The following is a 14,794-nucleotide window of genomic DNA, read 5'->3' on the forward strand; positions in this document are numbered from 1 at the left end:
CCGTGTTCACGAACGCCAGAAATGGTGGTCACGAGTAACCATATTCCGCAGTTAAGTGCGGTCTTTGCGCGGCCCCAGCATCAGGCTCGCACCAAGCCGCTTTGCCGGCTCGGCCAGCCGGAGCGAGGTTAAGTGCAGTATTTTGCAGAAGTTCTCATATCCCGACGCGAACTGGCCAGACCGCTGCAAGGGGGTTAAGTGCAGTATTTTGCAAAAGGCTTGGAGGTGCTTTTCTCTTGCATTTACAGGGCTTTGCGCCAGATTCTATCTCGCCAGGCCGGTGGTTAAGTGCGGTCTTTGCGCGACCCAGCATCAGGCTCGCACCAAGCCACTTTGCCGGCTCGGCCAGCCGGATCGAGGTTAAGTGCAGTGTTTTGCAAAAGTGCTTTTCTCCAAGTCTTGACACCCCATGACAACGCTGTTCGCCTTCGAAGCCAAGCTCGGCCGTTTGATGTTCCGTATCTTCGTTCTTATCGAATAAGAGCGAAGATACGGAACAGCGTTGGGCGCAGGCATTACGGCGTGGCATGGCTCAAGCGCAGCATCAGTACCAGCGGATCAACCAGAGATGCCTGAAAGCCGTAATACTCGTAAAACAGCTTGGCGCGCTCATGTAGGGCATGTACGAGTAAAGCACGAACGCCCGTGTTCTGCGCTACGTTCACCGCACGGTTGACGGCATCCTGCAGCAGTGAGCCCCCCAGCTTGATGCCTTGGGCTCGGGTGTCGACCGCAAGCCTGGCCAAGACCATGACGGGCACAGGATCGGGCATGTTTCTGCGCACACTGCCTGTAGCCAGCTGATGGGACACAGCACCAGCTGCCATTGAGTAGTAGCCGTACACACGGCGCTCTTTATCAGTCACGACGAAAGTGCGACTGGCTCCGCTAACCTGATTGGCCATCGCCCGGCGCTTGAGCCATTCATCAAGCACCGGCTCACCACAGGAAAAGTTGGCACATTGATGATCTGACGTCAGTGGCTGTGGCGCGACAAGATCAAGGCTCATGCCTTGCTCCAAGCAGGATTCAGTGCCAACAGCCGTTCAAGCCCAGTATTGGGCTGAGGTGGCGCATCAAGCAAGTCAGCAAACTGCTGAAATTTCTCGGGATCCAGCGAGAAGTGGACCTGATCGAGCACAACGGACTGAGCCCGCTCGCAGGCGGCCTCCAGCATGAAGTCCGAACGGTTTTTGCCCAACAGGTGGGCTGCGTGATCGATGAGATCGCGCTGCTCTGGCAAAGCTCGTAGATTGATGGCGGCGGCACGCATGGCAAGGCTCCTTACGTGTATACAATAGATACACAAATGGTAGTTACGCGTATAGCTGTTGTCAATACATTCAAAGGCGGCCGAATCGTCTAAACCGAGGACTAAGGTGCAACGCTTTCGTATCTGCGTTGGAGCCTGGACGCGGGTTCGGTTCCCGAATTGACCACCAATACACAAACCCCAACTGTTCTCAGTTGGGGTTTTTCTTTGTCCAGCCCCGCCGCTACAAGCCTTGTGGCGCAAGGCTTCCGGACTGCTTACAGCAAAAATTATCCGGATCGGCGGGCTACTGATCTCTGTGCCGGCCATTTCATATGTCATCTCTCAGCCCCACCCAAAAAGTGAAGTCCGGAAGCATGGTTTTACATTTGCCATATAAATCATGGCGTTACTTCTTGACTTGCCGAACGAGTTTTACAGCAGAAATGCTTGGGCAGTCCTCACTGTTTGTCCAACTACACCCGCCTTCTGTTGTTGTTCGACCCAACCAGTCATTCAGGGCATAGGCAACCAAATACCACCGTTCTGCGCCACTTGGACCGACCTAGGGCACTCCCGTGTCTGTGCGCATCCAAAATTACCCAGCTGTGCTCATCGAATTTTACCCAGGGGTATGGCCGCAGTTTTCATGACCGCAGCTGTGGATAAGTCTAGCTCATTTACGCCTTCAGCATACCCGGGAGCGGTAACCTGCTCCCGGGTTGATCGCTCAGAATGGTTCGGGGTCTCCTGATACCCGAAGCGCTTCCCGGGCTTTGATCCGCTCCATCGCACTGTCACTGCTATGCCGGAATCGGTAGGACTCGTTGCCCGTTTCGATGATGTGGCAGTGATGCGTCAACCGATCCAGCAGTGCCGTAGTCAGCTTGGCATCACCAAAGACCGTTGCCCATTCGCCAAAGGTCAGGTTGGTGGTGATCATCACGCTGGTGTGCTCATACAGCTTGGACAGCAGGTGGAACAGCAAAGCCCCACCGGCTTGGCTGAACGGCAGGTAGCCCAGTTCATCAAGAATGACCAGATCCATGCGCAGCAGGCTGAAGGCCAGTCGTCCCGCTTTGCCGGCAGCTTTCTCCTGTTCCAGCAGATTCACCAGGTCAATCGTCGAGTAAAAGCGCACGCGCTTGCTGTGACGGGTGATTCCTGACACCCCCAGCGCAGTGGCCAGGTGCGTCTTGCCGGTGCCCGTTCCTCCGATGAGCACCACGTTATGAGCCTGCTCGGTAAAGCTCAGACTGGCCAGATCATCGATCTGCGTGCGATCAACCCGGGACTGGCTGAAGTCGAAGCCGGCCAGGTCGCGATGGGCCGGGAATTTGGCAGAATGCAGCTGATAGCGGATTGAGCGCATCGCCCGATCAGTTTCCTCGGCGCGCAGCAAGTGCTCGATCAGCCAGCTGGAGCTGCTGATACTACTGCCTTGCGGGTTGTGGGCGAGCAGTTCCTGCCAGGCATCCGCCATGCCATACAGGCGCAGTGCTTTGAGTTGTGCCGCGACATCATGCATGACGAACCTCCGCTCGCAGCTGGTCGTAACGCTGCGGATCGGCTTGCGGTGCATCGCTAACCATGAGCGGCGTTGGTACCGGCTCCGGCATCGGGCCAGCTTTCAGCCGGCTCAGCACGTTCTCAATGTGTTCGACACTCGGAGCTCCAGACTCCAGCTCCAGTTCAACGGCGACCAGTACCGCCTCCAAGCCAGCATGCGGGACCGTCGCCAGCACCTTGACCATCAACCGGTCTCCGCCTTCGCGCTTGAGCAGGATGCGGCGCAAGCGCTGCAAGACATCGGGCAGATCGGCAAAGGGAGCGCCATTGCGCAAGGCGCCTGGCTTGCGCTCCAGCAACGGGAGGTAATGCTGCCAGTCATACTGCGTGTAATGACTACCAAACCGGCGTTCATGACTGGCCACAATCCGGTCGAGTGCCACCAGATCAATCCGTTCCGGATAAATGTGAATGCCAACCAGTTGCCCTGCCAATTCGCAAGGTGCCGAATAGCGGTTGCGGTCGAGGTGCACCAGACTCAGGCTGTTCACCTTGCCCAGCGTTTCCACATAGCCGTCGAACGCTGCCACCATCGGCATCAGATAAGGCTGCTCCAGCTCCAGCATCTCGGCCAGCGTCAATCCGTCGCTATGCCGCAGTTGCTGCCACAGCATCCGGCAGTGCTCCAGCAGCCAGGCATTCAAGGCCGTAAAGCTGCTGAAGCGGTGTTTGGCCGCCTCCTGCCAGATACGTGAACGGCTGTCCTGCACGTTTTTCTCGACCACGCCTTTTTCCCAGCCCGACGCCACATTGCAGAAATCCGGTTCGAACAAACTGGAAGGCCTCGCCCAGTTCAAACTGCAGCGGCACAAACGCACGCACCCGTGTTGCTCCGCCTTGGGCTCGCCACTGCCGGATATAGTCGGTGACCCGGCTGTAACTGCCGGTATATCCCTCTGCCTTCAATTCGGCAAACAGCTTCAGCGCGCTACGCCGCTCGCGCTTGGACCGGTGCAGGTCGGTTTCCAGTGCCTTGGTCAGCTGCTCAGCAAACGGCGTCAACTTGCTGTCGGTGATGCGCTTGCGCCGGTAGGTCGGCGCGGTTCCCTCGGCCGCCTTGAGCCAGCGCCGAATCGTCTTTCGCGTCAGTCCGGTACGGCGTTCGATCTCGGACAAGGACAGATGGTCGCGGTAAAACAGCCGGCGGATAATTCCCAGTTCTTTCATGGTGATCACTCCGTTCTCCTGCTGAAAAATTCAGCAGATGGATTGAACACCCTGGGTAATTTGCAGTGAGCAGAACCCGCTAAAACTGGGTAATTTTCAATGCGTATGTACAGGCCAAGCGCTTCGAGGGGTTCGAGCGCAGGGTGAAGCGTGGAATCGAGATCACCGCCGTGCCCTACATCTGCCCGGCAGGCTTCTGGACGATTGGCTACGGCCATCTCTGCGCCCCCAAGCACCCGCCAATCACGGAAGCAGAAGCAGAGGTCTATCTGGCGCGGGATCTGCAGACTGCACTCGCCGCGACGCTGCGCTACTGCCCGGTGCTGGCCACAGAGCCAGATAGCAGGCTCGCTGCCATCGTGGATTTCACCTTCAACCTCGGCGCTGGGCGGTTGCAGACATCGACGCTGCGACGGCGCGTCAATCAGCGGGATTGGACTGCTGCGGGCCAGGAGCTGCGCCGGTGGGTCTATGGGGGCGGAAAGGTGCTGCCCGGACTGGTGACTCGGCGGGAAGCGGAGGTTGCTCTGATTCTCTGACCTGCCGATTTACGCTCGGAAGATATCCACCTTCGTTTCAAGGCACTTGCGCAAGCTCAGATCATTCGCGCCCACCTCGAACCAACCTCCGGGCTTCTGGAAGAAATCCAGACCCCGGCCAATCTTGATCACCCAGCCGTTGTCGATACGAATCTCCCGATCGTGCATGTTCGGGTTGAGCTTTACCTCCAGCTCGACATCCAACTCCAGCAGGCTTTGCTTCAGTTCATCAAGCTTCTCTGCAATGTCGGCCAACTGGGTCTTGTCGTCGTAGCCGGTGATCAGGCTGATCTTCTTCACGGTTCCAGCCTTCAGCACTGTCTCGCAGAAGCGCACAAAGTTCTGAATCTGGTGCTGCAAGCGAATGTACGGGTCCTCGATCACGACGGACTTCGCACCCTGCAGATACGGACCGATGATCGACTCATAGCTGTACCCGGTATCGCCATAGAGAATGGTGAAGTGCTGTTCCTTGAGTTCGACCAGTGGCAGCGAAATTACAATAGGGGCCGGTGATATCGGTGCCGGTACTGCTGGATATTCCGTAGTAGCAGGCACCGGTTGCTCAGTGGGTTGCACCGCAATCACCTCTGCAGGCTGCCCATCCGCCTGATTCAAGCGACGGCGAGCTGGCTCCTGTGTTGCCGATGCATCCTTGGACTCAGGGCAGAAGACCACCACCTCCTCACCGCTGGCCTTGAAGTAAGACAGATTGATCCGGGCAAACTCGTCATCCGGTTTGCGCTTGTTCATCTGCTCCTTGACGCGGCGGCGGCACTCGGTGGCATAGGCCACGTACTCCTCGAACTCCTCGTCCGTCGGCGGTCCATTCGGATGCAGTACCTTCAAGAACGCACAGACGGTCTTCTTGATACCTTTCTCGTCGCGCCCCTCGATTGATTTGCCGAGCCGAATGCGCTTGCTCACTTCCTCATACCGATTCGTGTGCTTGAACTGGTAGTGGAAGGCCTCGGCCAAGTAATCGGTGATGAATCCGTAGTTGCTCGTCAGAAACTCGCTACTGTTCTTCGGCATCTCCCAGCCCGGGATATAGGCAGCGAAACGGTCCATCACAGCCAAGTCGAGCTCTGGCGGCAAGGGCTGGAAAAGATCGTGCTCGTTGGAGTTCACCACCTGCTGCACGGACACGTCGATGTTGCCAACGAAGCTCAAACTGGCATCAGCAATAACCTCAGCCCCGCGCGAAAAGCGCCCGTTGGCCATGAAGTCCTTCATGATCTGGATGGTGTCCGGATCGCGCACCTTGATGCCGCCGACTTCGTCAAAGGCGACCGTATCCCAGAAACCGACCAGGCCCACCTTGCGGCGCGCGTTGTTATAGAACAGCGTGGCCTTGGTCGCCTGGCCGCCAGAGATCAAAGTGGCGTAGGGCGAAAACTCACTGAAGAAATAGGACTTGCCGGTGCCGCGTGGCCCCAGCTCGATGTAGTTGTAGTTGGGCTCAACCAGCGCAGCCAACCTGGCGATGAAGTGCATCTGCACGCGCTTCGAGAGCTTGCTGGGTTCCAAACCGACGGAGCGCAAAACCGCCGCGATCCACTCATCGCGAGTGAACGCTGCCCGGCCTTCTGCGTAGCGGTCGAAGTCGAAGCGGGTCAGTTGGATCGGGCGCAGGTCCTCGATAGAAAACGCGTAGTCGTCTTCATCGATGTCGTTGTGCGCCAGGGTGACTTCGGCCCAAATGCCGCCTTCCAGCAGCCTGTCGTTGTCGCGGTAGAACTTCTCGCCGATCGCGATGCGTTGCGAGTTGAAGTTTTCCAGCGATGCCCAGTGACGCTTTTCTTTTTCGACGTAGCGAACGTGAACCTTGTCGATGAACCGGTGCTTGCCCTTGGTGGCGACTTTGGACTGCGCGGCATTAGCCTCGTCCGGCCGTACGTAGTTCTCCTGCAGCGACGACAGCACGGCTTCCATGCCGGCATCCATCTCCGCCTGGTCGTTGCTGGCGCAATACTTAGCAAGCAGGAACTCCAGGACGAACGTCGGGACGTTGGTGCCTTTTTTGATTCGATGCAGCAGGTCTTTGCGAAGCACCTTGCCGTCGAACGTGGCGTTTAATTTTTGGTCGAGTTCGTCCATAGGGCTCATTCCGTATAGTCGGTTTCAAGCGCCAGATTGCTGTAGGCAGCCAGAGTCGTCGGGTTTAGCGCCACAACCTTGAACTTGCCCCTGAACTCATCATCCATTCGCAGCGCAATCTGCTTGCGTTGACCTGGCATCAGGGTCACGGTTCTGGTCGCGGGGTTCACATCGCCGCCTGGGCGCGGCTCTCCCACCACATTGCCCTTACTGTCTTGCGCTTCCAGCAGGATCTCCACGTTCATGTCTTGCGAGAACATGTCGTCAGCCACCAGTATCACTTCGATGACCGGCAATCGCGTAGTAATTCGTTTGGCGCCATTCTTGTAGCTCAGCTCCACCACCACCTTGCGCAATTCCGCATGTGCGGCGGTGTCCAGCCGGGCCACCAGCACCGGCACAACGGCCTCCGCCAGTGATGCCCCACCGTGGAAATACAGATGCCCCGAGCGATAGGGGGCCATGCTGCGCGGCAACGCCACCTGAGTGAAATCTCCGCGAATGCCGACCTTCTCAGCGCTGACGACCAGGCTATGAGCGTCTGCGGTGCCGTCGCCCAACATGATGCGGTCATGGGCGTTCACCGGCCATTTCCCTTGGGGTTTCACGCACACATCGCCAGCCTCCGCTTGTGCGTTCAGGAAGAAGCCATGGTCGGTGACGATGACCGCCTCTTTGAAGCCCATACCACGCAGCTTGTGCAGCGCAACTCGAATCAACTTCAGCGTGCCGGGGATCAGCCCCAGTGTTGTCTCTGGATTGCTCTCCAGTTGGCTATCGATCTCGGTGGAGCGCAGCACCAGCAGGTCGACGGTTTCGGCAAACTTCGGATTGCCGCGTACAAATTCGTTGAGAGGCATCTCCTCGAAGCGGTCGCCGTACTTTTTGCTCAGGACGCCCATTCGCTGCGCAACATTGCTCACCGGTGCCCCTGCCAGCTTCGGCACCAGGCAATCGTTCTCCAGCGATAGGGTTAGTCCCGTGCGAGCACTCGGCAGCAAGCTCGCCATGCCCACCAGAGTGATGGTCGGTAGCTGCGCATAGGCCGCTTGCAGCTCGACGGGACCGTCTTCCGCCAGCAGCTTTTCGAGGGCCACGCCCAACTCGTAACGCAGGGCGTCCACCATCAGGTAGGCCACCTTGCGCCCGCTTTCCTTGAGGCGATCTGCCACAAGGCGATCAAAGGCATCGGCGTTGGCCAGTCGCCCAGTCGGCGGCCATCCCGTAGTCTCGACGTGCTTCACAAACACGCCCTGGACCTTTTCGGCCAGGCGCCGGTAGCGGGCCCGAGCCTGGCCGATAACCTCATGCATCAAGCCATGTGGGTCAAGGAAGTCGCCCGCCGCTTGCTCAAACTCGCGCTGCAAGCGATCTGCCTCGCGTAGGCTGCCCAGGTAGAAGTCGATGAGCTCCGCTTGCGAGCGGGAGTGATCCGGTAGCTGGCGCTCAAAATCGTCGCAGGCCTCAACCAGGCTCAAGCCAGACCGCACCAACTCCCACTGGGCCTGGCTTTCGCCCTTGCCGAGCCATACCGAGCTCTTATGGCGAGTGAGCACACGGCGCGTGGCATCGGTGTCGCCGCTGACAATGCCCTTGATCGCTGTGCGTAGGAAGGTCCGCTCTTCGAAGGGGAACGTGTCGCGCTCGCCCAGGTCTTCAATCGCACCGCACAGATCGGTCAGGTTGAGTTCCGCCTCGGTGGTCTCGGCGCGCTCGATGTATATCGCGCGTGACTTCGGGTCGCTGCGCAGACGGTCGCACACATCCTCGACGATGGGTCTGGCTTCCATCGGTGCGTGCGGCACACCCTTCAGTGTGTCTGGCAGTGCCACTGGCAAATCGAACACGAATTCACTGAACAGCACATAGCGCCACAGTTCATCCGCCAGGGCAGACCAGGTCTTGCCGCGGGTCTTCACGCTCAAGCCCAAGGTAGCGCGGAGGAAATCCCGCGCCTCTTGCACCCAACCTTCCTGCCCCTTGAGCGCTTCGGATTGGCTGGTACTCGGGGCCAGCAATGCCGCCAGAATCTCGCGCCCGGACTCCACCCGCAGAGTGGCTCGCAACTGGGGCCAACTCACACCGCCGCCAATAGCATCGATCACTGCAAAGGTCGGCCCAGAGGGAGAGGTGGCAAAGACCTGCCGGATCTCTGTGGCGTGATCCGGCCTGGCGCGCAGGCACAGGCTCAGATACTCGTCCCCATCATCTTGCGGGAACACCGCGCCGCATTCCGCGTACAGGGCGAATGGATCAGCTTGCTTCTGCTCGTCGGTTTCCGGGCGCTTAGCAGGTACGTAGATCAACACACCTTCAAGCGGCGCCTTGGGCTGACCCACCTCTCGCAGTGCCTGCAGCGCCGCCTCACGGCTTTCGATGCTGCTTTCAGACGCATCCACCACCCGCACCTTGTCGGCCGCCAGATCGAAACACTGCTCGCGGTAGCGCTTGTCGGCGTCGTACACCACCAAGGCGCCAGCTTGCTTAAGGCGCGGCCGCAGCACGCTTTCTCGAATGAATTCCGCAATCGTCATTTGTCCCCCCGCAGGCTCAGGATGGACATCACCTCCTTGAGCATCTTGTCTGTTCGCGCCGTAATGGCGACCTCGTTCCAATCATCTCGGCTGGCCAAGTCGGCATTCAGATACAAGCCGTTGCGGTAACCGATGAAGTCGCCCTGGTCGTTCTTGCGATCCCGCTTTTTCAAGAATTCCATCGTGCCGAGCTTGGAGTTGTAGCCACTCAGGGTCAGGTTGCCGAGCTGATGAGCAGAGCGCTCGCGAATGGCAGCCGCAGTGCCTTTCTGATCCCCTTCGAGCATCGTCACCCAGCCCGGTCCCAAGTTCTCGGTCTTCGGCAGGATGTGTTCGACGGTGAATACGGGACGATCATTGGCGTCATGCGCCCACAGGTCGCGTTTGTTTTCACGGGTTTGGTGCGCCTCTTCCAGCTTGCACAGCATGAACCGCGTGGCCTCGTAATTTTCGAGATACACGTCGCCCTTGAGGCGCGACTCGCAAATCTCCTGCGGGGCTACTCGTGCCAGCAACCAATCACTGGTTTGCTGGATGAAGCCTTCCAGCGTCGTGATCTCGCCACTGCGAATCTGCGTCAGCAAGTGGCCGACCAGTTCCATGAATATCGGGTCGAGTTCGCGGGTGGGCGGCATATCGGTGAGGTTGCGCCAAAAGAACCACTTGGTGAGCAAAGTGGCCAGACGGCTCACTGCATCACCCTCAGTCCATTTCTGGCTCTGCGCCACCTGGCTGGCCCACAGCAAGAATGCGTAAGCCGGCGCGGCTCCCAGGCGCTGTAGGTCTTGCAAGGCCGCTGCGGCAGCATCGCCCCATTCCGCGCGTGCGACGGTGGGGTTGAGCAGCGCCGAATAGGTTTTGCCCTTGGCCTGAAGCGCACCGAACAGCCAGACCGGTCGCTTGCGCAGCAGGGTGTCGTAGATGGTGATCAGATTCGAGCGCGTGGCGCGGGTGCAGCCTTTGACTTCCACCCGCATGAGGTACTTGAACATGTTGTACAGCTGGCGCAGAAAGCGCTCCTGCACTGCTGGGTCGGGCAACAGGTCGATCAGGTCTTTCCACTCGTCGAACGCCCGGTCGATGCCATAGTCCGGGCGCTTGTCCAATTCGGCCAGTAGGTTGTTCTTGATGATGTCGATGGCCGAGAGCGGGATACCCCGGTTGTTGATCGACTCGAACAACATGAATGCGTCGGAATGGCTGCGCACCTCGATCTTGACCAACATGGCCGCTTTGAGCTTTTCCAGTAGAGCCAATACGCTGTCCTGGCTCAGCCCTTCCAGTCGCTCGCAGAAGTAGCGGTAGGCGCGCGCAATGCGGCGGTTGCCGAAATTGCTCAAGCCCTTCGGCGCTTTCACCTGTTTGGGGAACAGATCGCTCAGCACCTTCTGGAAATCGGTCTTGTTCTGCGCTTGCTCGCTGGGTTCCAGACGCCACTGGCCAGAAGTGCGGACGAAAATGCGGCTCTCCAGGTTGTCCAACTCCACCAGCAAGCGGCGATCCGGATTCGGAATGGCATTCAGCTTGTCGTAGAACGCACAGAACAACAGGCTGATGGTAGTGAACCGCTGTTGGCCATCGATCAGCTCCAGTCGGCCACCGGCCATGCCATCTTGCTGAGTGTTCACGCAGATGATAGAGCCCAGAAAGTGCCCACTGGGCGACTCCTCCAGGTCATTGAACAGCGCGTCCCAGTTCTTGCCGCCCCACACATACTCGCGTTGGTACTTGGGAATGAAGAACGACGTCGTCCCATCGGGGCTGAAGTAGAAACTGACCGGCAGCGCTTTGACGTCCTGAATCATTCATCGCCTCCGGTCTTTTTCCTGCCGCGCGTCTTCTTCGGCGCTGCCTCAGGCTCGATGTACAAATCCTCCAGACCATGGGCGATGGCGAGCGACTTGTCGGTCTTGCACTTCTCACGCACGCGCTCGGGCCAGTAGTTCATGGCTAGGTGCGCCCAGTCGTAGTCGCCTTTTTCCAGCTTGGCCCAGGTGTCTTTGAGCACCTTCTGCCAAGGTTTGTGGCGGAACAGCGACCACAGCGGCGCGGCGTTGATCTGCACGCCATCATCGTGGTTGGGCTTGTAGGTCGGCGCGAGCTTGAGCAGGGTGTCGCGCAGTTCGATCAGCTCCAGCTCAAAGGCTTGCAACGCCTCGAATTGCTTTTCGTCGTCTCGTGTCCGTGCAGAACCCTTACTTCGCAGCGTCGCCATGTCAGCGACGACCTGTTTGAGCTTGGGCTCAACGAAGTCATTGATGGCGGTGTATAGCGTTTCGCTGGTGAGCCTGGGGTAATAGACCCATAGCGTGTAACTGCCGGACGTTGTGGTGAGCGGCCAGCAAATGGGCGCCCTCCTTGGGGACAACGAATGACTGGTAAGGTGATCGTCAAAAAAGCCTTTGGCCTCAGCAAAGTAGTTTTGCAGTGATGTTCCCGGCACTAATGGGGTTACGTCCTCTATGAAAACGTCCTCGGGCACTCCAAAGACGCTCTCTGAAAACTCAACCACCATTGAGAGAAGATCCTCGGTCAGACCAGATGAATGTCCTACCTTACCCGCGTGGGAGAAGGCTGCGGCAATCAATCTGTTGAGCAGAATGGAAAGACAATCGCGAAGCCCCTTATCTGCATCAAACATCGATGCCAAGTATTTCTCGGGACGCAATACCGACTCGATTTCTGGGCTTGATTCGTCCGACCCGCGCAAGCGATCGATATAATCGGCTAACAACCTCTGCTCCGATGCAGGAATGCCGTAAATATCAAATACCCTCAAATCAATTTGATGCTGCCGATCTGCAACACTCTCCCAGAAGGCGGAAATATTTCTCGCAGCTTGAGCCAAGCCGCGCTGAACGCTTTTGGTCGACGCTATCTCTTTAAGGGTCATCTCAAAGATGGCATCTTCGTCGGTTGCATCCCTAACAAAGCCATATGCCTCTCGCGCAAGGGTGCGCAAACCATCGTCCGCGAGTACTCTTTCTTCGATGGGAATTGCTGCGAGATGGGCGACCTCAAACTTTCGCCCCGGATGAAGAGCGGCGCAAATAATATCGGCCAAGCGAGAGTTGAAAAGGGCGAGCAAGTTCCAAGTTGACGCCTCTTCTTCAGGGATGATCGCCATCCCTGTGTCAGAAAATACCGAGTCTTGTGGCATGAGACGCCCATTCATGCCAACACTGCTGACCCTGGGAAAAGTTATCCCTGGCTTGAAGAACTCTGATTCATTTTTTATTGTTCGAGAAGCTCCACCGTACCTCTGCTCTGCGAAAGCCTTTGGCTCTAAGCCGCTTTTCTGCCATAAGAACAGCCAATTCTCGTTAGAGAAATATCGACGGAACTCGCCTCCCTTCATCATCGGAACCCACTTAAGGCCGCGACCTATTTCAGTGCTGGATACCTCCCATCGCAACCTGGTAAACCGAAAAATATCACCAGGAATCAGTCCTTGCCTTACTCTCCCATAGCGCGTCTTGCTGGTCGGTCTCTCGGCCAGTGGCTTGCAGGCGAAGCCTGGATCAAATTGTGGAAGGCGCTTAATTGCCTTTTCCACGGCTTCAGGAAGCCAGTAACAAAGTGATCCATTTGGGATCTCCAGAAACCAGCTATGTTCTCGCACCCAAGTGCTTTCAGGTGATCCGCCGCTCCGCAATGAAGACAAGATCTTAGCGATAGTCGGCTGCTTCTCCTTACTCGTGGAGAGATCAAAAGAGTAGAAAGATGTGCTTTTGCCTCTTGATGCAATGTAGGCACTGGTCTCGACAGTTGCCCCATCAAGGACGCCGCTTCCGAGGTCTACGAGAATTTGGAGTCTTGTTTCTCCAGTAAGGAGCTCGCGTCGCATAGGCTCGAAAAACTCAAGCGTATGAAATGTGCGAGATGTTATTTGTCCTTGGAGGCCGTTCGAAGCAAGCAGATCTTTGGCGCACCGCAGAAAGAAACACATATACAAGTCGGGGCGCCCAAGAGAGTAGGCTTCCTTTAGGTACTGCGAAGCCGAAGCGGAGGAATCTCCAAACGGGGGGTTCATGACGATTACATCGAACTTTTCGCGAGTCAGATCGATCATTCGAAGTAACTCGAGGGAGTCCTGGGCGAAAAGCCGACCTTGAAACGTAGCCTTCGACGTGTGCGCGAACTCAGTCAAAGACGAATGAAGACGTCCCTCTGCTTGCTGCCAGTTCTCCTGCTCCTGCGCAGCGAACAGGCCGGTGCCTTTGCCCACATAGAGCTGGCGAATCAAGTGCGGTAGCTCGCGTTCAACCTGAAGCAGCACCCCCAGCTCCGGCAGACCCTTGAGCATTTGCAGGGTCTTCTCGAACAGCTCGGCATCGCGCTGATCGAGGTTGGCGGCAAACTGCTGGCGCAACTCACGTTCGGCCGGCGGCGCGATAGCGGCAACTACGTGACCGCGCCCAATCAGTGGGCGGTCTTTGGCTTTCACTCCCGCATCGTGCCAGGCACGCTGCGCCCGCAGCCACAGCGCCAGAGATGCGATCTGCGCAGCGCGGGGGTCGATATCCACGCCATAAATATTGTGCTCGATGATCAGACGCGGCACGTCGCGCAGATATGCCGCCTCGTCCTCATAGGTCTGGCTCAGTGGCTTGAGTGCTGCTTGAGGTTGAGTCGATACATCCAGCGAACCGGGGCCGTGCTGTTGTTCCCAGGCCCAGGCCTCGCAATAGATCTCGGCGAACAGATCAAAGGCATACAGGCCGAAGTGCATGGAGCCGCAGGCCGGGTCCAGCAGCTTGAGCGTGCGCGGGTCACGCAGCTTGGTGGCGGCTTTGGGCGTTTCGCCAGGCTTCACCAGCAGGTATTGGCAGCGATCGCGTAAACCTGTTTGCCCGCCCGTGGCGTTGAGCCAGAGTCGCCCGAGGGTGTTGTCCACCAGGAACTCGACCACATAGCGCGGTGTGAAGAACTGGTTGCGTACCGCCAGTTCTCGGCTGTTGCGCGGTGCCTGACTGGCATCGCGCATCGCCTTGCGCTCTTCCTTGGAGTTGAAGTACTGGTAGATCCAGCCGATGGTTTCATCTTCGCTCCACAGCGGGGCGATGTCGGCATCGTTGATCAGGTTCAGCACTTGCAGCAGCGCAGCCTCGCGCGGGAACAGGCGCCCCTGCGGTGAGTAGCGGTCGAACAGGCCCGGCAGGTCTTGGGCGAGTTCATCGAACACGCTGAACAGGTACACGCGGTAGGCATCGCCGGTTTCGCCCAGGCCAGTGCCAGCTAGGCGCGCGTAGAGCTGAAAGCCCTTAGCCTGGAAACCGTTGCCCACTGATTCGACCAGCAGACCACGCGCCTCGGCCATGCGCAGCGCCGCCAGGCGGTTGAGCACGGTGAAGGCCTGCTCCCGCACGATGCGATCAAGGCCCTGCGTGGCGTTCATGTCGCCACTGGCGGTGTAGTGCGCCAGGGTGTCGCGCAGGATGCGGGCAGTTTCGCGCTGGGCGTCGTTGATATGGCGCAGGCTGGCAAGCTCCGCCACGGTGCCCGCGTTCGGGTCCATGCCGTAGTCGTTCTGGAGCTGGCGAGTGAATTCCTCTTCCAGCACCCGGCGCGCATCGTTGACGAAGCGCTGGAGGCGGTTTCTTGTTGTTTGGTCGAAAGCCATCAATCGATTC

At 58.2% G+C, this 14,794-nt stretch carries 8 protein-coding genes and 1 pseudogene; 1 reads left to right on the forward strand and 8 read right to left on the reverse strand.

Annotation, left to right across the window (positions count from 1 at the left end):
- Positions 1–515 precede the first annotated feature (515 nt).
- The 4 genes and pseudogenes from INR99_RS16725 to INR99_RS16740 form a co-directional block, all read right to left on the reverse strand.
- Positions 516–1,010, reverse strand: a complete 495-nt coding sequence (locus INR99_RS16725; protein WP_194117481.1) for a GNAT family N-acetyltransferase — start codon at positions 1,008–1,010, stop codon at positions 516–518.
- Complete coding sequence (locus INR99_RS16730; RefSeq protein ID WP_194117482.1) at positions 1,007–1,273, reverse strand: type II toxin-antitoxin system TacA family antitoxin; 267 nt, start codon at positions 1,271–1,273, stop codon at positions 1,007–1,009. Before INR99_RS16730 ends, INR99_RS16725 begins: the two co-directional genes overlap by 4 nt.
- Positions 1,274–1,982: 709 nt before the next feature.
- Positions 1,983–2,780, reverse strand: coding sequence for an IS21-like element helper ATPase IstB (gene istB / locus INR99_RS16735; RefSeq protein WP_194117483.1), 798 nt, complete (start codon positions 2,778–2,780; stop codon positions 1,983–1,985).
- Positions 2,773–3,988: pseudogene (locus INR99_RS16740) on the reverse strand (Mu transposase domain-containing protein). The gene istB and the pseudogene INR99_RS16740 overlap by 8 nt, the downstream one beginning before the upstream one ends.
- A 143-nt stretch (positions 3,989–4,131) precedes the next feature.
- On the opposite strand from INR99_RS16740, the gene INR99_RS16745 reads away from it, so the two are divergent.
- The gene (locus INR99_RS16745) at positions 4,132–4,527 is read left to right on the forward strand and encodes a lysozyme (RefSeq protein ID WP_194117484.1); all 396 of its coding nucleotides are present in this window, start codon (positions 4,132–4,134) and stop codon (positions 4,525–4,527) included.
- Positions 4,528–4,536: 9 nt separating this feature from the next.
- On the opposite strand, the gene brxL is transcribed toward INR99_RS16745, so the two are convergent.
- Genes brxL through pglX form a run of 4 tightly spaced genes read right to left on the reverse strand, consistent with a single transcriptional unit; the run spans position 4,537 to position 14,784 of the window.
- The gene (gene brxL, locus INR99_RS16750; protein WP_194117485.1) at positions 4,537–6,627 is read right to left on the reverse strand and encodes a BREX system Lon protease-like protein BrxL; all 2,091 of its coding nucleotides are present in this window, start codon (positions 6,625–6,627) and stop codon (positions 4,537–4,539) included.
- Positions 6,628–6,632: 5 nt separating this feature from the next.
- Positions 6,633–9,161, reverse strand: coding sequence for a PglZ domain-containing protein (locus INR99_RS16755; RefSeq protein WP_194117486.1), 2,529 nt, complete (start codon positions 9,159–9,161; stop codon positions 6,633–6,635).
- Complete coding sequence (locus INR99_RS16760) at positions 9,158–10,966, reverse strand: DUF262 domain-containing protein (protein ID WP_194117487.1); 1,809 nt, start codon at positions 10,964–10,966, stop codon at positions 9,158–9,160. The genes INR99_RS16755 and INR99_RS16760 overlap by 4 nt, the downstream gene beginning before the upstream one ends.
- Positions 10,963–14,784, reverse strand: coding sequence for a BREX-1 system adenine-specific DNA-methyltransferase PglX (gene pglX, locus INR99_RS17610; protein ID WP_228098412.1), 3,822 nt, complete (start codon positions 14,782–14,784; stop codon positions 10,963–10,965). The genes INR99_RS16760 and pglX overlap by 4 nt, the downstream gene beginning before the upstream one ends.
- Positions 14,785–14,794 lie beyond the last annotated feature (10 nt).

The sequence above is a fragment of the Chitinilyticum piscinae genome, assembly GCF_015223195.1.
GTDB lineage: Bacteria > Pseudomonadota > Gammaproteobacteria > Burkholderiales > Chitinibacteraceae > Chitinilyticum > Chitinilyticum piscinae.